Source organism: Paenibacillus phytorum (assembly GCF_013141715.1).
GTDB lineage: Bacteria > Bacillota > Bacilli > Paenibacillales > NBRC-103111 > Paenibacillus_E > Paenibacillus_E phytorum.
In genome coordinates this window covers 1-24,449 of the sequence record NZ_WHOA01000014.1, presented here as the reverse complement: position 1 = coordinate 24,449, position 24,449 = coordinate 1, and the positions used below count along the sequence as shown (strand labels likewise).

24 protein-coding genes and 1 pseudogene are annotated in these 24,449 nt (G+C 46.1%); 22 read left to right on the top strand and 3 right to left on the bottom strand.

The window, feature by feature from the left end:
* Nucleotides 1–68: 68 nt before the first annotated feature.
* The 3 genes and pseudogenes from GC098_RS02570 to GC098_RS02560 all read left to right on the top strand — a co-directional run bounded on the left by GC098_RS02570 (nucleotide 69) and on the right by GC098_RS02560 (nucleotide 2,929).
* Nucleotides 69–899: an amidohydrolase family protein gene (locus GC098_RS02570; RefSeq protein WP_171640678.1), complete on the top strand. Its 831-nt coding sequence runs from the start codon at nucleotides 69–71 to the stop codon at nucleotides 897–899.
* Nucleotides 896–1,840 (top strand): annotated as a pseudogene (locus GC098_RS02565) (aldo/keto reductase). Before GC098_RS02570 ends, GC098_RS02565 begins: the two are co-directional and overlap by 4 nt.
* Nucleotides 1,841–1,861: 21 nt before the next feature.
* Entirely contained in the window at nucleotides 1,862–2,929 is a 1,068-nt protein-coding gene (locus GC098_RS02560; RefSeq protein ID WP_171640677.1) for a zinc-binding alcohol dehydrogenase family protein, read from the top strand.
* A gap of 93 nt (nucleotides 2,930–3,022) precedes the next feature.
* On the opposite strand, the gene GC098_RS02555 is transcribed toward GC098_RS02560, so the two are convergent.
* Complete coding sequence (locus GC098_RS02555) at nucleotides 3,023–3,910, bottom strand: LysR family transcriptional regulator (RefSeq protein WP_171640713.1); 888 nt, start codon at nucleotides 3,908–3,910, stop codon at nucleotides 3,023–3,025.
* Nucleotides 3,911–4,025: 115 nt separating this feature from the next.
* On the opposite strand from GC098_RS02555, the gene tkt reads away from it, so the two are divergent.
* The 3 genes from tkt (at nucleotide 4,026) to GC098_RS02540 (ending at nucleotide 7,336) form a co-directional block, all read left to right on the top strand.
* On the top strand, nucleotides 4,026–6,053 hold the full coding sequence (tkt, locus tag GC098_RS02550) for a transketolase (RefSeq protein WP_171640676.1): 2,028 nt from the start codon (nucleotides 4,026–4,028) through the stop codon (nucleotides 6,051–6,053).
* Nucleotides 6,054–6,088: 35 nt separating this feature from the next.
* Nucleotides 6,089–6,745 (top strand): fructose-6-phosphate aldolase, encoded by a 657-nt coding sequence (gene fsa / locus GC098_RS02545; RefSeq protein WP_047682483.1) that lies wholly within the window; start codon nucleotides 6,089–6,091, stop codon nucleotides 6,743–6,745.
* A gap of 99 nt (nucleotides 6,746–6,844) precedes the next feature.
* Nucleotides 6,845–7,336 carry a NanQ anomerase/TabA/YiaL family protein gene (locus GC098_RS02540; RefSeq protein ID WP_171640674.1) on the top strand — a complete coding sequence of 164 codons (492 nt, stop codon included), beginning with the start codon at nucleotides 6,845–6,847 and terminating at the stop codon, nucleotides 7,334–7,336.
* 68 nt (nucleotides 7,337–7,404) lie between these two features.
* Here GC098_RS02540 and GC098_RS02535 read toward each other — a convergent pair whose 3' ends face one another.
* A complete protein-coding gene (locus GC098_RS02535) occupies nucleotides 7,405–8,796 on the bottom strand; it encodes an MATE family efflux transporter (protein ID WP_171640672.1) in 1,392 nt (463 codons plus the stop codon).
* Between the two features lie 205 nt (nucleotides 8,797–9,001).
* On the opposite strand from GC098_RS02535, the gene GC098_RS02530 reads away from it, so the two are divergent.
* The 15 genes from GC098_RS02530 to GC098_RS02460 all read left to right on the top strand — a co-directional run bounded on the left by GC098_RS02530 (nucleotide 9,002) and on the right by GC098_RS02460 (nucleotide 22,697).
* A complete protein-coding gene (locus GC098_RS02530) occupies nucleotides 9,002–9,382 on the top strand; it encodes an ATPase (RefSeq protein WP_171640670.1) in 381 nt (126 codons plus the stop codon).
* 189 nt (nucleotides 9,383–9,571) lie between these two features.
* Nucleotides 9,572–10,147 (top strand): TetR/AcrR family transcriptional regulator, encoded by a 576-nt coding sequence (locus tag GC098_RS02525; RefSeq protein ID WP_171640668.1) that lies wholly within the window; start codon nucleotides 9,572–9,574, stop codon nucleotides 10,145–10,147.
* A 26-nt stretch (nucleotides 10,148–10,173) separates the two neighbouring features.
* Nucleotides 10,174–11,448: an HlyD family secretion protein gene (locus tag GC098_RS02520; protein WP_171640666.1), complete on the top strand. Its 1,275-nt coding sequence runs from the start codon at nucleotides 10,174–10,176 to the stop codon at nucleotides 11,446–11,448.
* A gap of 8 nt (nucleotides 11,449–11,456) precedes the next feature.
* Entirely contained in the window at nucleotides 11,457–12,677 is a 1,221-nt protein-coding gene (locus tag GC098_RS02515) for an ABC transporter permease (protein WP_246358383.1), read from the top strand.
* Between the two features lie 24 nt (nucleotides 12,678–12,701).
* Nucleotides 12,702–13,997, top strand: a complete 1,296-nt coding sequence (locus GC098_RS02510; RefSeq protein WP_171640662.1) for a TolC family protein — start codon at nucleotides 12,702–12,704, stop codon at nucleotides 13,995–13,997.
* Nucleotides 13,998–14,169: 172 nt separating this feature from the next.
* A complete protein-coding gene (gene gatC, locus GC098_RS02505; protein WP_057305138.1) occupies nucleotides 14,170–14,457 on the top strand; it encodes an Asp-tRNA(Asn)/Glu-tRNA(Gln) amidotransferase subunit GatC in 288 nt (95 codons plus the stop codon).
* 28 nt (nucleotides 14,458–14,485) lie between these two features.
* Nucleotides 14,486–15,943, top strand: coding sequence for an Asp-tRNA(Asn)/Glu-tRNA(Gln) amidotransferase subunit GatA (gene gatA, locus GC098_RS02500; protein ID WP_171640660.1), 1,458 nt, complete (start codon nucleotides 14,486–14,488; stop codon nucleotides 15,941–15,943).
* Nucleotides 15,944–15,976: 33 nt separating this feature from the next.
* Nucleotides 15,977–17,428 (top strand): Asp-tRNA(Asn)/Glu-tRNA(Gln) amidotransferase subunit GatB, encoded by a 1,452-nt coding sequence (gene gatB, locus GC098_RS02495; RefSeq protein WP_171640710.1) that lies wholly within the window; start codon nucleotides 15,977–15,979, stop codon nucleotides 17,426–17,428.
* Between the two features lie 84 nt (nucleotides 17,429–17,512).
* On the top strand, nucleotides 17,513–17,995 hold the full coding sequence (locus GC098_RS02490) for a GNAT family N-acetyltransferase (protein ID WP_171640658.1): 483 nt from the start codon (nucleotides 17,513–17,515) through the stop codon (nucleotides 17,993–17,995).
* Nucleotides 17,996–18,070: 75 nt separating this feature from the next.
* On the top strand, nucleotides 18,071–18,778 hold the full coding sequence (locus tag GC098_RS02485; protein ID WP_171640656.1) for an MgtC/SapB family protein: 708 nt from the start codon (nucleotides 18,071–18,073) through the stop codon (nucleotides 18,776–18,778).
* A 63-nt stretch (nucleotides 18,779–18,841) separates the two neighbouring features.
* On the top strand, nucleotides 18,842–19,444 hold the full coding sequence (locus GC098_RS02480; RefSeq protein WP_171640654.1) for an RNA polymerase sigma factor: 603 nt from the start codon (nucleotides 18,842–18,844) through the stop codon (nucleotides 19,442–19,444).
* Nucleotides 19,395–19,703 (top strand): hypothetical protein, encoded by a 309-nt coding sequence (locus GC098_RS02475; protein ID WP_171640652.1) that lies wholly within the window; start codon nucleotides 19,395–19,397, stop codon nucleotides 19,701–19,703. Before GC098_RS02480 ends, GC098_RS02475 begins: the two co-directional genes overlap by 50 nt.
* A gap of 20 nt (nucleotides 19,704–19,723) precedes the next feature.
* Nucleotides 19,724–20,302 carry a DUF6677 family protein gene (locus GC098_RS02470; protein ID WP_171640650.1) on the top strand — a complete coding sequence of 193 codons (579 nt, stop codon included), beginning with the start codon at nucleotides 19,724–19,726 and terminating at the stop codon, nucleotides 20,300–20,302.
* A gap of 100 nt (nucleotides 20,303–20,402) precedes the next feature.
* Complete coding sequence (perR, locus tag GC098_RS02465) at nucleotides 20,403–20,837, top strand: peroxide-responsive transcriptional repressor PerR (protein ID WP_171640648.1); 435 nt, start codon at nucleotides 20,403–20,405, stop codon at nucleotides 20,835–20,837.
* 207 nt (nucleotides 20,838–21,044) lie between these two features.
* Nucleotides 21,045–22,697 carry a glycosyl hydrolase family 18 protein gene (locus tag GC098_RS02460; RefSeq protein WP_171640646.1) on the top strand — a complete coding sequence of 551 codons (1,653 nt, stop codon included), beginning with the start codon at nucleotides 21,045–21,047 and terminating at the stop codon, nucleotides 22,695–22,697.
* Nucleotides 22,698–22,741: 44 nt separating this feature from the next.
* Here the strand turns inward: GC098_RS02460 and GC098_RS02455 are convergent, their stop codons facing one another.
* A complete protein-coding gene (locus GC098_RS02455) occupies nucleotides 22,742–23,146 on the bottom strand; it encodes a DUF2614 family zinc ribbon-containing protein (protein ID WP_171640644.1) in 405 nt (134 codons plus the stop codon).
* 124 nt (nucleotides 23,147–23,270) lie between these two features.
* On the opposite strand from GC098_RS02455, the gene GC098_RS02450 reads away from it, so the two are divergent.
* Entirely contained in the window at nucleotides 23,271–24,140 is an 870-nt protein-coding gene (locus GC098_RS02450; RefSeq protein WP_171640642.1) for a nucleotidyltransferase-like protein, read from the top strand.
* The last annotated feature ends 309 nt before the right edge of the window (nucleotides 24,141–24,449 follow it).

Here is a 24,449-nt window from a genome sequence, read left to right as displayed (position 1 = left end):
TATGATTTGTTTGGTGATACAATAGAAGAAAGCGGTACCAAATACGGACGATGAAGAGGAGAATCTCAATGCGGATCGATGCACACCAGCACTATTGGAAGATAGATCGGGGTGACTATGGGTGGCTTACACCGGAGCTGTCGGTATTGTATCGTGATTTCCTGCCGAACGACTTATTACCCCACCTGCACCAGCACAACTTGGATCAAACTATTGTGGTTCAAGCGGCGCCGACATTAGAAGAAACGGATTATTTATTATCCCTAAGCGAGGAATCAGATACAATTGCCGGTGTAGTAGGTTGGCTCAATCTGAATGATCCTGACTTTCATATTCATTACAAACGATTTAGCCAGCATCCTAAATATGTAGGCTTTAGAGTCATGATTCAAGAAATGCCGGATCCGAGTGTTATACTTGAGCCTCATTTTGTAGAAGCGTTACGTTATTTTGCTGAAAAAGATGTACCAGTTGATCTGCTTGTCGTATCTCATCAATTGGAGCCGGTAGTTCAGCTTTTGAAGTTGGTTCCAGGTTTACGCGCTGTTATTGATCATATGGCTAAGCCGCGAATTGCGGATGGTGTTATTGAGCCTTGGAAAAGCCAAATGGCAGCCATTGCGAAGCATTCCAATATATATTGTAAGCTTTCCGGTATGGTGACAGAAGCCAATCATACAGAATGGAAGCATGAGGATTTTACTGCTTATATCCAGCATGTGCTAGATGTATTTGGAACGAAGCGTGTTTTATTCGGCAGTGATTGGCCAGTTTGTTTGCTCGCAGCAGAGTACGATGACGTTGTCGATGTGCTTACTCAAGCATTGCCAGAAAATTGGTCGGAAGCAGATAAAGCCCGCTTATTCGGATTAAATGCAAAGGGATTTTATAAATTATGAAGTATCGTAAATTAGGCAAAACCGGACTTGACGTATCCGTGCTGAGCTTTGGTGCATCCTCACTAGGATCTGTATTCCGTGAAACGAACGAAGAAGAAAGCATCCGAACCGTTCATACAGCGATTGATATGGGCATTAATCTGATTGATGTGTCTCCTTTTTATGGGTTAACCAAGGCAGAGACGGTACTAGGTAAGGCAATAGCTCAATTGGAGCGGGATCGTTTCATCCTGACGACGAAGGCAGGGCGTTATGGAGCAGAAGCGTTCGATTTCTCGAAGTAGTGAATTCTGGAAAGTGTCGATGAGAGCTTACAACGGCTTCAGACGGATTATATCGATATCTTATATTTACATGATATTGAGTTTGCACCATTTAACGAGATTCTTGAAGGCGCCTTTCCTGCGCTGGATGAATTGAAGCAATCAGGCAAGATTCGTTATTTTGGGGTATCCGGTTTACCGTTATCTATTTTTGAAAAGGCATTGGCTCACAAAGAACTGGATTCCGTCTTGTCCTACTGTCACTATAGTTTGAACGATACTTCCTTGCTGGATTTAGTTCCAGTTCTGGAACAGCATGGGGTCGGTTTGGTGAATGCATCGCCGCTGTCGATGGGGCTTCTGAGCACTAGACCAGCAGCGGAATGGCATCCAGCCTCAGGCGAAATTCAGCGACTATGTAAACAGGCTGCTGAACACTGTGCAAGTAAGGGAACTGACATTGCCAAGTTGGCTGTGCAGTATGCAACAGCGAACGAACGCATCCCTACGACACTAGTCAGCACAGCGAACCCTGGCAACATTCGCAATAATATTGCGTGGACAGATGAACCAATTGACATGGAGCTGCTTCATGAGGTGCAGGAGATCCTGGCCCCCATTCACAATAAGTCTTGGATTAGTGGAAGACCCGAATATAACGAGAAAACCTATGTGTAATCGGACAGGGGGAAACCAGGTATGAGAGCAATCATATGTGAACAGATCGAGAAGTTTAAGCTTGTGGAAGTACAAGAGCCTAGTCTAAAAGCAGGCGAAGCTATTGTTCGCATCAAAAGGATTGGCATATGCGGGACAGATTTGCATGCGTATAAAGGGAATCAGCCGTTTTTTAGCTATCCGCGTGTTCTCGGGCATGAACTGGCTGGTTATATTGAACAGATCGGTGAGGGTGACACAGGGCTAAAAGTCGGTGAGAGCGTCACAGGATTGCAAGAAGGTGAGGGAGTCACAGGACTGCAAATCGGTGATCAAGTAAGCATCGTCCCTTATATGCACTGCGGGACTTGTATTGCTTGCCGGAACGGCAAGACAAACTGCTGTACAGATATGAAGGTACTTGGCGTACATATCGACGGGGGTATGAGAGAGCTGATCTCCTTGCCAGTCAGCCATCTCATCAAGACCGATGGGCTCACGCTGGACCAAGCAGCTATGTTAGAGCCGCTTAGCATCGGAGCTCACGCAGTGAGAAGATCCGAACTCCGCGCTGGTGAAAACGTGCTCGTGATTGGGGCTGGTCCAATTGGACTCGGCGTCATGATCCTGGCTAAGCAGCTTGGAGCGAACGTTATTGCGATGGACATTAACGATGAGCGATTGGCCTTTTGCCGTGATTGGGCAGGCATCGACCATACGATTAATGCCTTGCAGCAGCCGAAGGAGCAGCTAGCCACGCTCACGAACGGCGAATTTCCTACTGTCGTCTTCGATGCGACAGGGAACGCAAGGTCGATGACCGAGTCGTTCGGACTTGTCGCACATGGCGGCAAACTCGTGTATGTCGGACTTGTTAAGGCTGACATCACCTTCCATGATCCCGACTTTCATAAGCGGGAGCTGACTGTAATGAGCAGCCGCAATGCGACCATGGAGGATTTCGACACCGTACGTGCCGCCATGCAAGACGGCATCATCGACATCGAGCGCTACATCACGCACCGCGCGACATTCGAGGACATGATTGATCAGTTCGAGACTTGGCTGAAGCCTGAGTCGAAGGTCATTAAAGCGATCGTTAGTTTGTGAAAATGAAAAAGGCGCGCTCAGTGTGGCCAGGCGTGCCTTTTTGGCGTTCTCAGGCGGCATAGAGGTTTGTTTAGGTACCATTCTCACCTCGGCTCAACTTCCCGGGCTTTCCAGCTCTGCTACGAAAGCAGAAGCTGCGGTCGATAGCGGCATATTTTTCAAAGTGATAATACCGATCTTAGTCGACGGAATGGTAGCGTCAATATTCACCTCAAACAAGCTTCCGTCTGCCAGTTCCTTCGCTACAAATTCTTTGGTTACGAAGGAAACGCCAAAACCTATCTTTGCGAATTCAATGAGTAAATCCACGCTGCCGAGCTCAATTTCCGGTTCCAACAGCAAGCCATTTTCACTGAACAGTCGGGTGACGAATTTCCGTGATGAGCTATTACTCGAAAATAAGATGATTGGGTAGGTTAACAGCTTAGCAAGGGAGACTTTTCCCAATGATAGCTCTCGGTATTTTGGCCCTGTTACGAAGCAATCCTGAATGGTAATGCCTTCTCGCACCTGCAATTGATCATCTAGAATAGGCGTCCTGACAATTCCAATATCAATCTTGCCTTCCTTCAGATGCTTCACAATTTCCGGTGTCGTTCCGTGGACTAAGTTAATCTGCACATGCGGGTACTGTACGTGAAATGACTCCAAGAAAGGGAGCAGATAGTGTTTACACAAGGAGTCACTGCCGCCAATTTTGATTTCTCCGCTAGAGAAATTACGAAGCTCACTTAATTTCTCTTCAGCAAGTGAAATGAAATTGTACGCCTGTTCGATATAGGAAAATAGCACAGCGCCTTCCTTGGTAAGCTCGACGCCTTTGGACGTTCTGGCAAACAGCTGCAGCCCCAAAGTATCCTCCAACAATTTGATCGAATGAGAGACGCTGGGCTGTGTAATGTACAGCTCTTTTGCTGCTTTAGATAAGCTGCCAGTTTTGGCAGTCAGATAAAATACTTTATAAAGCTCAAAATTCACCATATAGACACCTTCTATAGCGAGTATCGAAACTATCAATTATTTGAATGCTTCATCTATCCTTATAATAAAGAGTAGATGGAATTAATACAACCAAATTGATGGAGGCGAATCTCTTTTGAATCAGACAACTGTTGGCATTGAAGAGTTAAGCATCAATACAATTAGAACGCTTACAATCGATGCAGTCGAGAAAGCGGCTATGGGTCATCCTGGTATGCCGATGGGTGCGGCACCTATGGCATATGCACTTTGGACACGTCACTTGAAGCACAATCCGACGAATCCCAAATGGGTTGATCGTGATCGATTTGTTCTTTCTGCAGGACACGGTTCGATGCTGCTTTATAGTTTACTGCACCTAAGTGGTTATGATGTAACCATTGATGACATCAAGGAATTCCGTCAATGGGGAAGCCGCACACCCGGGCATCCGGAGTATGGTCATACTGCGGGTGTTGAAGCGACAACAGGACCACTTGGCCAAGGGGTTGCCATGGCTGTCGGTATGGCAATGGCCGAAGCTCATCAGGCTTCCGTCTACAATAAACCGAACTTCCCGATCGTTGATCACTTCACGTATGCTATTTGCGGAGATGGCGACTTGATGGAAGGTGTTTCCTCCGAAGCTGCTTCTTTGGCAGGTCATTTGAAATTGGGCAAGCTAATTGTGCTCTACGATTCTAATGATATTTCGCTCGACGGCGAGTTGAACATGTCGTTCTCTGAAAATATTCGGACGCGTATTGAATCCTATGGTTGGCAATACTTACGTGTGGAAGAGCAAAACAACGTCGAGGCGATTTCTGCCGCGATCGAAGAAGGCAAAGCGGATCTGGGTCGTCCAACCCTGATTGAGATCAAAACAACAATCGGCTTCGGCAGTCCGAACAAAGCCGGCAAAGGCGGCCACGGCGGCACGCACGGCTCACCGCTTGGCAAAGAAGAGCTGCTGCTGACGAAGCAAGCTCTGGGTTGGCCGCTCGAGCCGGACTTCTACGTCCCGGCCGAGGTCTACAAGCACTTCGCCCAGCACAAGGAACTGGGCGCTCAAGCCCAAACCAGCTGGGAGCAGCTGTGGAACAGCTACCAGGCTGCGCACCCCGAGCTCGCTCAGCAATTCGAGCTCGCGAGCCGCGGCGACCTTCCAGCGGACTGGAACGCCGATGTACCGCGCTTTACCCCAGAAAGCGGCGCTATATCGACGCGCACAGCTTCGGGCAAAGTGATTAACGGCTTGGCGAAGCGGGTACCTCAGCTAGTAGGCGGCTCTGCCGACCTTGCGAGCTCCAACTTCACCATGATTAACGACGCCGCGGCTTTCAGCGCCGCGGATTACAGTGGCCGCAACTTCTGGTTCGGCGTCCGTGAGTTCGCCATGGGCGCAGCACTAAACGGCATGCTGCTGCACGGCGGATTGCGCGCTTTCGGCGGAACGTTCCTCGTGTTCAGCGACTATTTGCGCGGCGCGATTCGCTTGTCCGCGCTCATGAAGCTCCCTGTTGCGTACGTGTTCACGCATGATAGCATTGCTGTCGGCGAAGACGGTCCTACGCATCAGCCGATCGAACAGATCCCATCCCTGCGGATGATTCCGGATCTGACGCTGTTCCGTCCTGCGGACGCTAACGAAACCGCAGCGGCTTGGGAGTATGTTCTGGGGGCGAAGGAAGGCCCGTTCGTATTCGCGCTTTCGCGTCAGAATTTACCGGTGCTTCCGGGCACGGATCATCTTGCTTATGCTCATATTCATCAAGGAGCTTATATTTTATCCGATGTTGACGCATCAGCGACACCTGATATCCAACTCATCGCAACGGGCTCTGAAGTGAGCTTAGCACTTGACGTGAAGAAGCAGTTGGCGCAAGATGGTATTGGGGCTCGTGTTATTTCCATGCCAAGCCGTGAATTGTTCGAGCAGCAGCCTGAAGAGGTGCGGAATGCCATCCTTTTACCACAAGTAAAAGCAAATGTTGTCATTGAGATGGCCTATCCTGCTGGATGGGAAGAGATTACGGGAGGCGATGGCTTCGTTGTTGGCATCCGTAAATTTGGTGCATCAGCGAAGGCAGATCGAGTAATTCGTGAATACGGCTTTACAGCAGATGCAATCGTTCAACAAATCAGACAGAAGTATTTCCAATAAGAGCCCACAAAAGGGAGAAAAGGTAGGGATACAGGATGAAATTGTTTATCGACACGGCCAATGTAGACGAAATTCGCAAAGCTCACGCGTTAGGTGTTGTAGCAGGAGTAACAACCAACCCTTCATTGATTGCTAAAGAAGGTAGAGATTTCTTCGAAACAGTGAAAGAAATTATCTCCATTGTCGGCGATGTACCGATTAGTGCAGAAGTCGTTTCACTGAAAGCAGATGAAATGGTTGAGCAGGGCAAGAAGCTTGCTAAACTAAGCCCAAATGTTGTTATTAAGCTTCCAATGACGTTGGATGGACTTCAAGCGACTAGCGTGTTCAGATCACTCGGCATCCCTACGAACGTAACCTTGATCTTCAGCTCGACGCAAGCTTTACTTGCTGCACGCGCAGGAGCAACTTACGTATCACCATTTATTGGACGTTTGGATGATATCAACCAAGTTGGTATGAATCTAATTAAAGAAATCAGCCAAATTTTCCAAGTACACGGTATCAAATCCGAAATTATCTCTGCTAGTGTTCGTCACTCCGCTCACGTGATTGAAGCGGCGCTTGCAGGGTCACATATCGCTACAGTGCCTTATAAAGTTATCGAGTCCATGAGCAAGCACCCGCTGACAGACGCGGGGATCGAGAAGTTTTTGGCAGATTGGGAAGGCGCAAAACAAGAAAAGTTTTAAGGGTAGGAAGACTCGCTGTAAGAAGCGGGTCTTTTTTCTCGTCATAGGATATAGTAAATGTAAGTTTTTATTCGGAGTTATAGAAGGAGTCATATCACAATGATTATTAGCGATGTTGAGCATTTTGAGCAGGAACGTCATCTGTGGCCGCCGGCCGTATCGCGGGGTATCGATTACATTTTGAATCGCAAGTTAGGTGAGGCGGAAGTTGGGAGGTATGATCTTGAAGGTGATAAGGGTCATTTGATGTTTGCCAATGTGCAGGAAGTTGTGACCCGTCCCATTGAGGAGCAGATGCCGGAGTCCCATTTGATATATACGGATATTCAGTTTCTTGTAAACGGGGAGGAAAGGCTTAGTTTCTACAAGCTGCATCCTAACGCGAAAGTCGTCGATGATAAGTTCGACTCCCATGATATTGCTTTTTATGAATCAGATCCCTCGCAGCAAGAAACGGAAATCCTTCTGAAACCAGGTATGTTTGCGGTTTGCTTTCCCTCTGACATTCACCGTCCGAATGGTTCCATCACGGAGTCAATGAGCAACAAAAAGATCGTCATCAAGATCCACAGAGATCTTCTCCAGCTTTAACTTTATCTCAAAATAGTAGGAAAAGAGTCCGTGTTTCACGGGCTCTTTTCACTATCCCTTCTCATTTTCTACCCCCTACTCGGAATCATCCTCGCTTGCTTCCATCTACCAAAGCGATAATAAAGCAAGTTCAACGCAGCCGCTACACTAAAGCTAACCGGGAAGCTCCACCAAATCACATCAAATCCATACTTGTTAGCCAATACAGTGGCAAGCGGAATTCGTACAAGCAGCAGGGCAATAAAGGCAACAATAAGCGGGAACACAACTGCCCCTGCAGAACGAACTACGCCGGCAACGACGTTAAACACGCCAAATATAATAAACGACCATAGCGTTATATTATTAATGTGTACCCCAATTGCGATCGCTTTGCCCTCAGAAGGAAGGAAGAAACTGACGACCTCACGGTTGAACAAATGAAGAAGAACGACAATAAGTCCCGTCATCATGATGTTAACCCCAACACCGGTCCACGTAATTCGATTCACCCGATCCCATTTCCCAGCACCAATATTCTGCGCGGCCATGGAAGTTACAGTTCCGCCAATCGCCATTGCGGGCATTTGCACATAGCTGGATATTTGCATCGCAACGCCGAAAGCAGCGGTCGATTCAGAACCATAGGAGTTCACGAGATGGATGAGAATTAAGTTGCTTAAGGAAACCACGACCATATTTAATCCCATCGGCAGTCCTTTTTGAATCAGAGTCCGAATGATCATCCAATTAATGCGAAGCAGGGGAATATCTTTTTTCGTAATCCGCAGAAAATACTTTTTCTGATACAAATACACAATCAACAGTACGAAGCTGATTAGCTGTGCCACAAAGGTAGCGACAGCCGAGCCGGCTATCCCCATTTTCGGAAAAGGCCCCATGCCTTGAATGAGCAATGGATTGAGCACAATGTCCAAAACAGCAGACAACAGCAGGAAATAGAAAGGAGTCTTGGCGTCGCCTGAACCCCGTAATATGGCCATGATGAGATTAAAACCGAACATAAATGGAACACCAGCGAAAATGATTCGCGTGTACGTAACGGCAAGATCCTTAACATCCGCAGGTGTATTCATCCACCCCAGAATGGTATGGGAGAAAAGCAACCCGAATAAGGCAACGACGATGGAAAGAATGAGGAAAAAGACGGCGCTGGTGCCGACAACTTTTTTAGCTTCTTCTACCTTTTGTCCGCCGAGATTTTGACCAATCATGATAACGGCGGCCATTGCAATGCCGAAAATAGAGCTAATTAAGAAGAACATGATAATGTTGGCATTGGACGTCGCCGCAAGCCCACCTTCACCGAGGTACTTGCCAATCCATATGGCATTAATAGAACCATTAAGTGTCTGGAGCACATTACCTAACAGAATCGGTAACGAAAATAAGATCAACGTCTTGGCAATCGGGCCTTCCGTCAAAGACGGGCGTGGCTTTTTAGTGGTATTCTCGCTCATGTGGAATCTCCTTGTTATTCATTCAGATACTAGCTTTTAAAGTTCTTCCTTCATTATACCTTCTTCCAACTCAATCCAAAAATAATGGCCTATTTTACTAATGCTCCCTCTATCAATTGGACACAATCTATTTTTTTTAGTAGAGTAGAGAATAAGTCTTTTTGACTTATAGATTGTGGGTTTATATAGGTGGGGGGAATTCAGGATGCTTCGTCTTGGTGAGAAAATAATAGTAATTGCCGATAGTTTAGAACAGAATCTGCCAATAGGCGGGTATGGATATATTATTGCTTACGACCGGAATAACGATAACATTTTCGACTACGTCATTCGTGTCCCCAAGGATAATAAACACTATTACGTACCTGCGTCAGATATCGAGCTTGAAGAAGTTCTTCTCCATCAGCAGGCAGATCAAGTCGAGAGAGAAGCGTTAATTGATTTCGCGCTAGCAACGAAGAATGAAGAACTGTTTCGTAAAATTATGAATGGTGAGCCAAGTGGACAACAGGAAGTAGAACGAGACAAAGATGTTCAATCAACCGAAGATTTCATTAAACAAATCGGCCTGAAGGCCTGGATTTAATACATGTTTCATCAAACACCAAAACCCGCCTAGTGCTCACTAGTGCGGGTTTTGTTTTATTAGTGTGATTATGTATACAAAAGAAGCTGCTTGAGAATCATGGTTTTTGGGTTGCTAAAATCATGAAATGGTGGTACATTAATATCCGAACATAAAACTATTTTAGTATTCTAGTTCTGAGGTGCGCAAATGGATGCCAAAAAATTGTTAATTATGGAATCGGCGAAGAAATCTTTTTCACTTTTTGGGTACAAAGGTACAACGATGGATCAAATCGCCAAAATAGCCGGTGTCGGTAAAGCGACGATCTATACGTTTTTCGCGAATAAGGAAGAGCTATTGCATGAAATTGTACAGTCGTTAATTGCCGAAATGAAGGCAGTCGCCGATAAAGCTATTGCAGAGGGAGCAACACCCTTCGAGAAAATTCATAGTGCGATTTATGGGGTTCTCGTTTTTCGCAAAGAGCATGAGCTGCTCATCCAATTGGCTCACGAGGTTCAACAATTTGGCAGTCCGGTAACGATCGAAGCGATGGCCAGTATCGAAACAGAAGTGATCCAGTTCATGAGTGAACATATGGAACGCGCGATACATAACGGCACGATGAAGAGCTGTGACCCGAAAATGACAGCTTTTATTTTATTCAAGCTGTATGTCGCTTTAGTTTTCGATTGGGAGAAGCAGAAGCAGAACGTCCCATTAACTGACGAGCGGATTATGAGCACACTGCAGTTGTATTTTGATAACTTTCTGATTCAGTAATTTTTTTATTTCTTGGAGGGGTAATTATGCGTTTTATTAGACCAATGGTTTATTCCGCGATGGCGATTGTCATCGGAACGAGTGCATTTCTTTTAACAACCAAACAGGCAACTAGCCAAACAGATACAGTTAACCAACTGCATCCTACGGCCTATATTGAATCGAACGAAGTGAGCGCCAGCTTCAAAGTGGGCGGAAGAGTTACCGAAATCCTTGTGAAAGAAGGGGATGTCGTGAAAAAAGGGCAAGTTCTGGCCCGTCTGCAAAGCACCGAGATTGAAGCTAAAGTCGAGCAGGCCAAAGCTGCTGTCGCGCTCGCTCAAGGCAAAATCGCTGAGGCGCAAGGAGCTACCGCGACCGCTCAAGCGAAGAAGCAGCAGGGCATTGCAGGTGTCAACGTGACGGCTGATACGGCCGAACAGCAAGTCGAACAGGCCAAAGCGGCTGTTAGCGCGGCACAGGCCAAAGTTGATGGGCTGCATAATGGGGCGCGTCCGGAGGAGAAGAAGCAAGCTGAGATTCAGTTCCAAGCGGCTTCCGAAGTATACACCATTGCTGAGCAAAACTTGAATCGGATGAAAGCGATGCTGGAGCAAGGACTTGTTGCTCAGGCTGACGTGGATAAAGTGAAGGTGAGCTACGAAGAAGCGAAAACGAAACGCGATCTGGCACAGCAGCAGCTAAACATGGCGAATCAAGGACCCCGTGAGGAAGAAATTCGCGGAGCGGAAGCTTTGCTAGCCCAAGCGCAAGCGTCCTTGAAGCTGGCTGAAGCTAATCGTGGAAACGTGCAAGTGAGACAAGGCGATGTAGCGGCAGCAGCTGCGGCTGTGCAGCAAGCTCAAGGTGCAATTCAATCCGCGCAATCCGGTGAACAGCAAGCGAAAGCGGCTCAGCTGGAAGCGGAGACTTACTTGAGCTACACAGAGTTGGTTGCACCAATCGATGGGACCATTCTTATGCAATCCGCACAAGTGGGCGAGCTTGTTGGATCCGGATTCCCTGTACTCTCGATCGAATCAGCAGAGAAACGTTGGGCTAAGTTTTACATGCCGGAAACGTCTATAGCAGGACTGAAAGTAGGCAACAACATCAGTATGACCATGCTGTCAACGGGCGAGAAAGTCGTTGGTACCGTTAAAACTGTCGCGGCTGCGCCGGATTTCGCAATCAAGAAAGCGACACAAACCTCAGGCGAAACGGATATTCGTTCGTTTGGGATCAAAATCGAACTGAACACATTGCCGGACACAGCAACAACAGGGATGACCTTGCAATGGAACGGTAAAACGGAAGGATGATGAAGGAGATGGATCTTCAGATTGGCAAGCTAATTACAGAAGAATGGAAGCACATTCTGAAGGACCGACGTCTTTTTCTGATCTTGTTCTTCGTTCCGATTCTTTATACGGTACTGTTCGGATCGATTTACTTACACCATAAAGTGACCGAAATGGCCACTGTTGTTATCGATGAAGACCAAAGTCCACTTAGTCGTCAAATTATTCAAGCCTTCGAGCAGAGTGAAACGTTCCAGATCAAGAAGGAATATCACTCGGAGGAAGATGTGAAGCGGGCGCTTTCATCAGGAGAGGCCAAGGTAGGCCTCGTCATACCCTCTAATTTCGAAGCGAAGCTGAAACATGGCGAAACGCTGCCGCTGCTTACACTGATCGACGGCAGTAACATGATGATTTCGAACTCGGCAACCAAAGGTGCCAACGAAGTCATCTCAACCTTCAGCATGGGTTACTCACAAAAAAAGCTCCAACTAAAACAAGGACTTCAGAACGAAGAAGTGATGAACACCCTTTCTCCGATTCCATTCCGATATCGCATTATGTACAATTCAGCTTTCAACTATAGTGACTTTATGCTGTACGGGCTAGTTGGTGCGATTTTGCAGCAAGTTCTTTTCCTTGGTATTGCTCTAACCATTACTCGCGAGAAAGATGCTGGGACGTGGCAGCGGTTCGAGGCATGGAGAAGAAATCCGTGGCGCATTGCTTACGCGAAGACAGCTCCTTATTTTTTAATCAATTTCTTTAACACAGCCGTTACCTTTGTCATCGCTTTGTATGCCTTTGGTGCACCTATGAGCGGCAGTTTGCTTGTCGGCTTGGCCATCGTTGTGAGCTTTACTTTTGCCGTCAGCGGTATCGGTTATCTAATCAGCTTGTTCTCGAGCAATCAGCTCGGGGCGACGCAAACTGCGATGTTAATTGCGGTGCCTTCCTTCATGCTATCGGGGTTCACTTGGCCATTCGAAGCCATGCCTAAAGTGCTGCAGGTGGTCGGGCATATGCTTCCGCTTACTTATTTTTTAGATGGCGTGCGCAACGTATTTGTTAAAGGAAATGACTTTGCCGTCATTTGGCATGATTGCGTTTCATTGATTTTGACTGGTGCACTCACTTATTTCATTGCTATGTTGCTAACTCGATTCATTATTTTCTCTAAAAAGAAATCAAAAGATGCCGCTGCGGGCACACGAACTGCGCTGTCATCCGGATCGAATATCACGTTATAACCGAAGAGGAAGGAAGCGATTTTTTTGAAAAAAACGCTCATAAGTTTATCTGCAGCCCTGTTACTCCTTTCAAGCACAACGCAAGCTCTCGTATTCGCCGATAATGCCCAAGATCCAACTCAAAATGTATACGTCAACGTAGACATTCTGGAAACCGTATCTTCCGTAGATTTGACATATGTACTGGATAAAGCACTGAAAGATTCCCATAACCTTGCCTTGCTAACGCTAAAATACGCAGCTCAAGGCAGTAAAAAGGGCGATCTGGAACAGCAAATGAACGAAATGGGTTCGGCCTCGATGACGCCCGGTCATTTGCCGAGCACTCCGGCCGAGGTGACCAACACGGGGAATCCACAGCTGCCTAATTTAAAAGACCCAACTGATATCGCCTGGACCGTCATGCAAAATAATGCGATGAACCAGATGATGCAGGGGATGGGAGCTCTCGCTGGCGGCATGAATAAAATCATATCCTCCCAACGTGCGCAAATGAGCACAGCAGCACATCAGCTCGGAACGGATGGGCGGAACTCGCTGCTGCAGTCAGATGAAGCTAAGGCGGGCATCCGCCTGCAAACCATCGCGCAATATGTTCAGCTATTAGCCCAGAAGAAGCAGCTTGATTTCATGAATGAATACCAGGTTGTGATGGAGAAAGACCTGCTGAAAGCTACGCTTTTCGCGCAGCAAGGGTTAGCATCACCTGACGATGTGCAGACGGTGCAGAAAGCCATCAATAAGCAAAAGGACGATATCGCAACATTGCTTAATAACTATCGGTTGGGACTTGTGCAGCTTTCGACGGATATTGGGATTTCCTATGACCCTAATCTAGTCATCAAGGATATCGAGTCCATTTCAGTGGATCCCATTTCGGAGACAGACACGACCACCTTATTGAAGGCTTCTTATCAGATGAAAACAGCCGGCAATAATATTGACGAAGCTGTATGGGAAACGGGTCACACGGTTACCCAGAACACGTATGGCGAAATGTATCAAGGCGTTAATCTAGCCATAAACGGGCAGAAAAATGAGCAAACCAAGCTTGAACTAACCAAGAAAATTCAAGCGACGTACAACGATGCCAAAAATGCGTATCAAGCCGTTCTCACAGAACAGCGGAACTTGAATGATGTGCAGGCCGATTTGACTAAAATGAAGTTTCGCTATAGCGTTGGCGTCATCTCCAAGCATGATCTGAATAAATTCGAAATCAAAGTCCGTCAGAATGAAACGACCTTAGCCGCTGCTAAGCTCAAGTATTACGTGTTAAAAGAAAAAGCGAAAGCGATGGATACGGGATTTATCCAATAATTCTTGACCACAAACTCAACCACAGCTTCTTTTTAGTGATGGCCTCCAAGCCAAGCTAAGAAGAAAGCTGTGGTTTTTGATTTGTGGTTTTTTCTGGATTGAGTTCGTAAAATATCTGGGATATAATGAAAAGAATGACTAAATGCTGATTAATTAAAGGGGTGTAGAAAACTTGAGCATAACGAAAACAGATGTCGAGCACGTTGCGAAGTTGGCTAGACTCGACCTGAGTGATAACGAGAAAGAACTATTTACTGAACAGCTAAATGCCATTTTAAAATATGCCGAGCAGCTGAATGAGCTGAATACCGAAGGTGTTATTCCGACTAGTCATGCTATGCCGTTAGTCAACGTCATGCGCGAAGATGTCACGAAACCATCGCTGCCTATTGAGAAAGTGATGCTGAACGCACCCGATCACGAAGACGGGCAATTCAAAGTCCCAGCTGTTTTAGAATAAGAACCATTATGAAAGGAAGTGCCTGTCGTTGTCTTTGTTTGATTTAAACCTACAGCAAATTCACGCGAAGCTTCAAGGCAAAGAACTTAAAGTTGCCGATCTCGTGGATCAATCCTATACAAGAATTCAACAAGTGGAAAGCAAGGTTCGCGCCTTTCTTACATTAGATGAAGAGAACGCTAGACAAGCTGCCGCCAAGTTGGAAGAGCAGTTCGCGAGCAGCAATGAACGTGGCCCTTTATTCGGCCTTCCGATTGGGATCAAAGATAACATGGTTACCGAAGGCTTGAAAACGACCTGTGCAAGCAAAATCTTATCGAACTTCACGCCGATCTATGATGCAACAGTGGTTAGCAAGCTCAAAGATGCTCAAACCGTTACGATTGGCAAGCTCAACATGGATGAATTCGCCATGGGCGGCTCCAACGAGAACTCCGCTTTCCATCCGTCCCACAATCCGTGGAACACGGATTACGTGCCAGGCGGCTCCAGCGGCGGCTCCGCTGCAGCAGTAGCTGCAGGCGAAGTGTACTTCGCGCTGGGCTCAGACACAGGCGGCTCCATTCGCCAGCCTGCCGCTTACTGCGGTATCGTCGGGCTGAAGCCGACGTACGGACTTGTGTCCCGCTATGGCTTAGTCGCGTTCGCGTCCTCACTCGACCAGATCGGGCCGCTGACGAAGAACGTTGAAGACTCTGCCTACCTGCTGCAAGCCATCGCTGGCTACGACCCGAAGGATTCCACGTCTGCGAAAGTGGATATCCCTGATTACCTCAGCGCATTGACCGGTGATATCAAAGGTCTGCGCATTGGTGTACCCAAAGAATACATGGGCAATGGTATCGACCCTGCCGTCAAAGAGAAAGTGCTTGAAGCGCTCAAAGTGTTTGAAGGCTTAGGCGCTGTATGGGAAGAAGTGACGCTGCCTCATTCTGAGTATGCCGTAGCGACTTACTACTTGCTCGCTTCTTCCGAAGCATCCTCGAACCTTGCGCGCTTTGACGGCGTGCGCTACGGTGTGCGTTCGGACAACACTCGCAACTTGCTGGACTTGTACCATATGTCGCGCAGCGAAGGCTTTGGCCCCGAGGTCAAACGCCGCATCATGCTCGGAACCTATGCGTTAAGCTCAGGCTACTATGATGCTTACTATTTGAAAGCACAACAAGTCCGCACCCTGATCAAGCAAGATTTTGATCAAGTGTTCGAGAAATTCGACATCATCATCGGACCAACGGCTCCGACACCTGCTTTCAAAATCGGTGAGCAAAGCAGTGATCCACTCACGATGTATTTGAACGATATCATGACCATTCCGGTCAGTTTGGCGGGCATTCCTGCGATTAGCGTACCTTGCGGATTCGTGAACGAACTTCCGGTTGGCCTGCAAGTCATCGGCAAAGCGTTGGATGAAGCTACCCTTCTGCGTGTAGCCCACGCTTTCGAGCAGCATACAGATCACCATAAGCAGCGCCCGCAATTGTAGGTTAATAGTTCATGAGTAACGAAGGAGGCATTCATTTTGTCGGCAACAGATACCCAATTTGAAACTGTAGTCGGTCTTGAAGTTCACGTAGAGCTTCATACCGCTTCCAAAATATTTTGCGGTTGTGCAACCTCATTCGGAGCACCTCCGAATACGAATACTTGTCCGGTTTGTTTAGGTCACCCGGGTGTACTTCCGGTACTTAACCGTCAAGCAGTCGAATATGCGATGAAAGCCGCTATGGCACTCAATTGTACGATTTCTACACATAGTAAATTTGACCGTAAAAACTACTTTTACCCGGATTCACCGGACGCCTACCAAACTTCGCAATATGATCAGCCGATCGGCTTGAACGGTTGGATTGATATCGAAGTGAATGGAGAAAGCAAGCGTATTGGTGTGACTCGCGTTCATCTAGAGGAAGATGCAGGCAAGCTGACACACGTTGATGGTGGTTACACCTCTCTTGTGGACTTGAACCGTGCGGGAACACCTCTGATTGAAATCGTATCCGAGCCTGATCTGCGTTCGCCGGAGGAAGCGCGAGCTTATCTGGAGAAGCTCAGAGCGATCATGATCTATTGCGACGTTTCTGATGTGAAAATGGAGGAAGGCTCGCTTCGCTGCGACGCTAACATCAGCTTGCGTCCATTCGGGCAAGAGAAATTCGGCACGAGAGCCGAACTGAAGAACATGAACTCGTTCCGTGGCGTCCAAAGAGGACTGGAATACGAGGAATATCGCCAAGCCGAAATTCTCCGCAGTGGTGACGAAGTCGAGCAAGAAACTCGCCGCTGGGATGAAACACAAGGTAAGACGTTATCCATGCGCGGCAAAGAGGATGCGCATGATTATCGCTATTTCCCAGATCCGGATCTAGTCAGCCTGCATATCGACGATGCTTGGAAAGCTAACGTCAAAGCCTCTATTCCTGAATTGCCTGATGCGCGTAAAGCGAGATACAGCAGTGAGTACGGGTTACCGAGCTATGATGCTGATGTAATTACTTCATCCATGAAGATGGCTAATTTCTTCGAAGAGAGCTTGCAATATACCCAAGATGCCAAAGCGGTCTCGAACTGGATCATGGGCGATCTGCTCGGGTATTTGAACGCGAATAGCCTGGAACTAGCCGATGTGAAAATCACAGGTAAGGGCTTAGGCGAGATGATTGGTCTGATTGAGAAAGGCACAATCTCCACCAAAATCGCCAAAACGGTGTTCAAGGAAATGATCGAATCCGGCAAAGAGCCGCAAAAGATCGTTGAAGAGCAGGGGCTTGTACAAATCAGCGACGAAGGTGCTATCAAGGCCATTGTTGAGCAGGTTGTCGAAAACAGTCCACAATCGGTAGCGGATTTCAAAGCCGGCAAGGAAAAAGCCGTCGGCTTCTTAGTCGGACAAGTTATGAAAGAAACCAAAGGTAAAGCAAATCCAGGACTCGTCAACAAATTAATTGTGGAGTGCCTGAACAGTAAATGATTAAAGTTGAAGTGGTGATCCGATGTTTATGGACACCACTTTTTTTCAATTGATTGGCGTAGCTCACTGAGGGGAGGACTCTTCATGTCCATTCAACAACTTCTATTGGAAACCAACGAGGATATCTTAGTCCTGTTATCTCTACAGATCGCTTCCTATCGCGTGGAAGCTGATCTTATTGGCTTCGATGACATCCCGCCTCTGAAGGATGGGATCCACTCTATACGCGAAGCGGAGGAAACATTTTATGGCTTTTACGTTCATGAGAATGATGAGCCCACACTTGCTGGGGCCATCTCCTACTCCCGAGAAGGCTGCATGGTCACGATCTGCCGCATGATGGTGCATCCGAATTTTTTTCGCCGTGGGATTGCTAGGTCACTTTTACAACATATACTATTGGATCAACAGTTAAATGGAGCGACACGCTTCATTGTATCCACCGGAACAGAGAATTTCCCTGCTATTCAGTTATACGAGAGTTTCGGTTTCGCCGTACGTCGAGTATTCACAGTTCCTCCGGGAATAAGCTTAACCACTTTCGAACGACCAGCCATCATCTCCTAAATATATGTTCAGTGGTTCTCGCTATCATGTGTGAAACAAGGCACTATCAGTATGAAAAAAGGGAGCGGTTACACGATGAGCAATCCTTGGGTTATTGATCAACTCCATATTACGATACGGTTAGTTCTGGCACTTTTTCTAGGTGGATTAATCGGGTTTGAGAGGGAGGTCAGCAGTCATGCAGCTGGCCTTCGTACGCATATTTTAGTTTGTGTGGGCTCTGCCCTTGTTATGTTGCTTTCCATGTATGGGTTTAGTGCCTTTGTGAACGAAGTGAATGTCCGTATTGATCCTTCGCGCTTAGCTGCACAAGTTATTAGCGGTATCGGATTCTTAGGTGCTGGAACGATTATCTTTAACGGGAGATCCATTACGGGGCTTACGACAGCGGCTTCACTTTGGGTAGTTGCGGGTATCGGCCTTGCCATTGGGGCTGGCTTCTATTATCCAGCTGTTCTAGCATGTTTCATGGTGCTCATCTCCTTATGGATTTTGAACAAAGTGGAGCATAAATATTTTAACGGCAAGAAAATTCGTATTCTCAAAATACTGGCGAGTGATCAACCGGGGACACTTGGACTTATTACGACCCTACTTGGTAAACAGAAAGTTGACATCCGTAAGATCTCAATGGAAGAACAAGAGAGCGACAGTAAACCGAATCATGTTCAAATTACATTCCACGTCACCATTCCTAAGCCGTCCATTATTGGGACGGTTCTTGAAGAAATCAATCAAATGCAAGGTGTTACCGGCGTTACCCTCGAAAAAAGTAAAAATTGAAGGGGTCAGCCCATGGGAAGCGTCTAAGCTTTTGGACGAACAGAAAGGGGGGGGGAGTCAGGCATGGACAAAATGACGGATGAGCAGCTGATCGACCAGGTCCGTCAAGGTCACTCCGATGCTTACCGTGTATTGGTAGAACGGCATAAGAGTTACATCTATACCTTGGTATACCGCATGGTCCCGCATAAGGAAACTGCTGAAGACTTAACCCAAGAAGTGTTCGTTAAGCTGTTTCGTTCATTAGCCCATTTTCGCGGCGATGCGAAGTTTACAACTTGGCTTTATCGCATGACGACGAATCTCGTGACTGACTTTCGGCGTTCGCAGAAACGTAAGCCCTATGAAGCGCTTCTCGATAAAATGAAGGGCTGGTTTACGGATGCCCGTGAGCAGCCCGAGGAAATGGCTATGCTCAGGGATGAGCAGGAGCGTATGCAGGCTCTGCTTTCCGAACTGCCAGACAAGTATAGATTAATTATGTATTTGTTTCATTATAAGCAGCTCTCGTACCAAGAAATGTCTGAGGTGACCGGGCTGCCCATGAAAACGTTGGAAACTAGACTCTATCGGGGAAAAGCGATGCTAAAAGAAAAATGGTTGGAGGTGAATGCACATGATTCCCAAACATCAGGAAGACACGCGGCTCACGCAATACCTAAATAAATTGCTGGACGAGATGCCGCTTAGCGAACCAAGCCCAATGTTGACGGAGCGTGTGATGCGCAGGGTACAATCTGCAGAAATTCCTGAGAATCCAATTAATCATCAAGTTGGCAAAAGAAAACAATGGGTGAACAGTTTTGTTGCAATAGCCGCGACGGTACTCCTCATGCAATCAGGGATTATCAACAAAATTATGAATATAGATACGGGGATTGCTCAGATAACAACTTATATCCAACATTTATCCCGAATTTTGTAAATCATATAGGAGGTATTTAAGTGAATCTACCCAAAGACAATCCGCACATTCCGGAGTATTCGCCCAATCCATCTTTTCAACACTATGCTCCTTATTATCAAGCTCCTAAGAAGCGCAAATGGGTCGCAGGCATTCTATCGTTCATTGTCCCGGGAACTGGACACTTTTACTTAGGCCTTATGCAGCGTGGTCTATTTATTATGATGCTTCTCATTCTCGATATTTTTATTATCACATCTATCACTACTCGGTCCGACACAAGTGTACCTATGGTAACGCTTTTTGCATTGTTCATTCCGGTCATTTACTTCTATAATCTATTCGATGCGCTTCAAACCACAGACAATGTGAATCGGCGCAATGAGCTTGGGGAATTTGCAGCTGAACTCTATAACAATGAAGATCCTTTACAGAAACTAATCAAAGGCACAAACTTAGGTGTTATTCTTATTGCGGCTGGTGTATTGTTTTTTCTTCTCAGCAACAAACCTCGTTGGTTCACAGGGCTCTTTGATCTCATGGGCTCGTATTTTGGATCGGTTATCCTCGTCCTTGCTGGTTTGGCTATGTATGTACTAGATTCCCGTAAAAATAAATAGTCATATGGTGCTATATGCGCAACCATCATTGACAAAAGTCAATTAACACACGTACAATATAATGTAAGGTTTTAATGACTAACATCAGGTGGTGAGTACCATGGCAGCACAATTAGAACAGGCTTTAGCTAAGTTGAAAACAACAGGTGTTCGGATGACGCCGCAGCGGCATGCTATTCTATCCTTTTTGCTGGACTCCATGACTCATCCGACAGCAGATGACATTTACAAGTCTCTTGAATCGAAATTTCCTAACATGAGCGTTGCGACTGTTTACAATAATCTTAAAGTATTTATTGAATCGGGACTCGTTCGGGAACTGACTTATGGAGACAGCTCGAGTCGCTTTGATGCGGATATGACGGACCATTATCATGCTGTTTGCGATATGTGTGGGAAGATTTCGGATTTTGAGTATCCGCCACTTTCGGATATAGAGACTACCGCTGCTGAGCAAACAGGCTTCCGAGTTGGCGGTTATCGACTAGAGGTTTATGGCGTTTGCCCGGATTGTACAGGGATTACCAAGCATTAACTTAAGCAAAATTCCTCATTATCTGTACCTATGATGTATAATGAAACGTGATCCTTCCTTTCGGATGTAGAGAGGTAAGAACACGTTTTTTCTTTTTATATATCACATAAAGGAAGTGAACCCTTGCATTCATCACCTACAGATCTGCAACCGAAACGCAGAAGATCTACGAAAAGAATTCTCTTATTATTTGGCCTTTGTATTGGAATGTTTGCCGCGGGAGCAGCTACTTTCTTATGGCATCAGTTAGCGCCGAACCGGACGAAGGTAGAGCTAGAATATAACGAGTTAAGCAAGCCGGTTTTTTATCAAGGTAATTACTATAAGACAAGCGCGATTGGGGAAAAAGAGGGACTGAAGCTTCCTTTGGAGCTTATACAGGAGTGGATGGACCCATCGATTATATATGAAAAAAGCAGTGATTCCGTTATTATCACAACGAAAGATAAAGTATTGCGGTTAAAGACTACGGAGCTTTCAGCTTTAATGAACGAGAAACCAATCACCTTATCTTTTCCTGTTGAAAAGAAAGGGAATGACATTTACGTGCCCATTGAGCCCCTTCGGCAGCTGTATCCTTTTGAAATAAGAGAGTCCGAGAAGTCAGGTGCCATTCTTTTATTCAAAAAGGGCGACCTTGTCAAATGGGGGAAGCATGTGGGTACCGAAGATGCAGAGCTGCGGACATTTGCTTCTATAAAAGCACCGATAGTCTCCACGATCGCAAACAATGAGCAAGTTATGATACTAGCCGTTGAGGGAGATTGGTATCGCGTACAGCAGCAGAGTGGTCCTATAGGCTTTGTGCGTAAAGCTGATATTTTGGAGGATCATGAAGAAACTATACCAGCTCAGGAGCAAGCATCATCTTATGTACCTTGGAAGCCGCTTAACGGTAAACTAAATCTCACTTGGGAACACGTCATTACGAAGAATCCCGACACTTCTAAGCTTGGCGATATGCCCGGCTTACATGTTGTTAGCCCTACCTGGTTCTCTCTGGCTGACGGTGAGGGGCGCATTAAGAACTTGGCCGACGCTTCCTATGTGAAATGGGCGCAAACGCGCAATTATCAAGTCTGGGCGTTGTTTAGCAACGGCTTTGAACCCGATCGAACGTCTCAAGCTCTGTCCTCCTATGATCGTCGTATGAAAATGATTAAACAATTGCTCGGCTTTGCACAAACATACAATTTGCAGGGCATCAATATTGATTTTGAAAATATGCATCTCAAAGATAAAGAAAATTTGGTCCAATTCGTCCGTGAATTGACACCTTTTATGCATGAACAAGGTCTTGCCGTTTCCATCGATGTAACACCGAAATCAACGAATGAGATGTGGTCCATGTTTTATGACAGACCTGCTCTTGCCGAAGTTGTTGACTATATGATGTTGATGGCATATGACGAATACTGGGCTTCTAGCCCCAAATCTGGCTCCGTTTCATCGCTGCCGTGGGCAGAGCGCTCTGTTACCCAGCTCTTGGGGAGCGAGAAGGTGCCACCATCTAAGCTTGTCCTAGGTGTGCCATTCTATACGCGTCAGTGGACCGAAGAGACGAAGAATGGTAAAGCGACTGTCACCTCCAAAACTTTAACGATGGAAGCCGCCCAGACGATTATTAAAGATAAGAAACTAACACCTACTTTCTTAGCTGAAACAGGTCAGAACTATGTGGAGTACAAAGAAGGAGAGAAACTCATACGTATTTGGTTAGAAGATGAAACATCGATGAAAGCAAGGCTTGAACTCGTGAAGAAGTATGATTTAGCAGGAGTGGCCTCATGGAGAAGAGGTTTTGAACAACCGGCAACGTGGAAAGTCATTCAGGATACATTACAACAAGCTAAGCAATAACAAAACAAAAAGCCGAACCCAAGAGGGTTGCGGCTTTTTTACAATCAATGAGGTTTATGTTCGTGAGCTCTGTCCAATTCGAGTTGAACTGTATGTGTGGCGGCTGTTTCGTTCTCGGCTGTAGGTTCGAATTGTGGATCAACTGTTAAAATCGTTTTGCAAAACATGCAGCGATCCGTCTTCCCTAACATCTTCGTTCTTCTTCCGCATTCCGGACAATCAATGACAGTTGCTGATGTGGAAAGCATCCCTGCCCAGAAGTATATACCCATGCTAACCATCATACTTATCATACCAATGATCATGAAGACTACAGCGATGATTCGCCCAGCCTTCCCCCAGTCAAAAACGATGCCCGCTAGTCCTATAATCATAAGCAGCATTCCACCCATGGTCATGCCGAGACCCCATAAGCGGAATTCATTTACTTTACTTGATCTGAAACGCACGCGTTGTTCCTCCCCATTCAATTGCTATCATGTTTGTATGAATTGTCACAGAAATCAGCAGGAAACTCCTTCTACGATGTAGAAATAGATATAAACAATTTGGAGACAGGAGCTTCGGATACCCATGGGAATCGATAAAGAGCAGTTTTTGCTTAAGTTCCGAAATGACCAGAGGATCATTAGTGTCATGGCGGTAGATAATCCTAAGCAACTTCCTTCACTGACGGATGGTTTTGATACGCTACTTCTTATAGTAACGAACGACCTGAGCCTGAACAATCATACGACTAATTATATAAGAGACGATTCGAGGATACAAGAAAGATGGATAGATCCATCTTCCATAGAGCAATGGATACGTCATGGCGTCAACCGAAATATCCTTCACTGGCTGCTAAAAGGGGAGATACTTCTGGATCAGAACACTTATTTAGAAGGCTTGCGTCATCGAATACTCGAGTTTCCAGGGGACTTGCGTGAGCACAAATTACTTGTTGAATTTTCCCTTTTTCTACGTAAATATCTTCAGAGCAAGGAATACATTTTAGATGAGCATTTGCTCGATGCTTACAATAATATTCTAGAAGCGCTTCATCACTGGGCTCGCATTGTTATTATCGAAGATGGCTATCACCCGGAAATCACCGTATGGAGGCAGATCCGTGCGATTAATCCTGGCGTGTATAAGCTCTATGAGGAACTTACAATGAGTAAAGAAACGTTGAAACAGAGAGTCCAGCTCGTTCTACTCGCTTGTGAATTTTCGGTCATGTCGAAAATGGAGCGTTGCTGTGAGGCATTTATTCAAATCCTAAGAGAAAATGAAATACCTTTAAGCACAGATGAACTGCAGCAGCATTCTCAGTTAGTTGAGCTTAAGACGGAGCTTCCCTTGCTGTTGAATAAGCTTGTCAAAAAAGGATTGATTAAAGAAGTGGCCGTTCTCATTGATGAAGAGAATTCAGAAATAGAGTTAAGATATACGAGCGTTTAATCGAGCCAACCCCATGAAGAATCAGGTATTATTCTGGTTCTTTTTTTATTCTTATTTTATTGCTTGACTTTGATTGCGATTCTATGATAAATTAACTCTCGCCGCTAAAAACGGTTCGCATTCGAAAGCCAACGCAGTACCAAGATGTAAGCGAAGTAAGAAAAAAAGAAAAATAAAAAAAGCTTGCATTGAGTAGCCTAGATGTGATATATTATAAAAGTCGCCGCTAAACGGATGGCGAAGAAATACGAAAGAAATTGATCTTTGAAAACTGAACAACGAGTGAGTAAACACGAACGAGAAATCGTT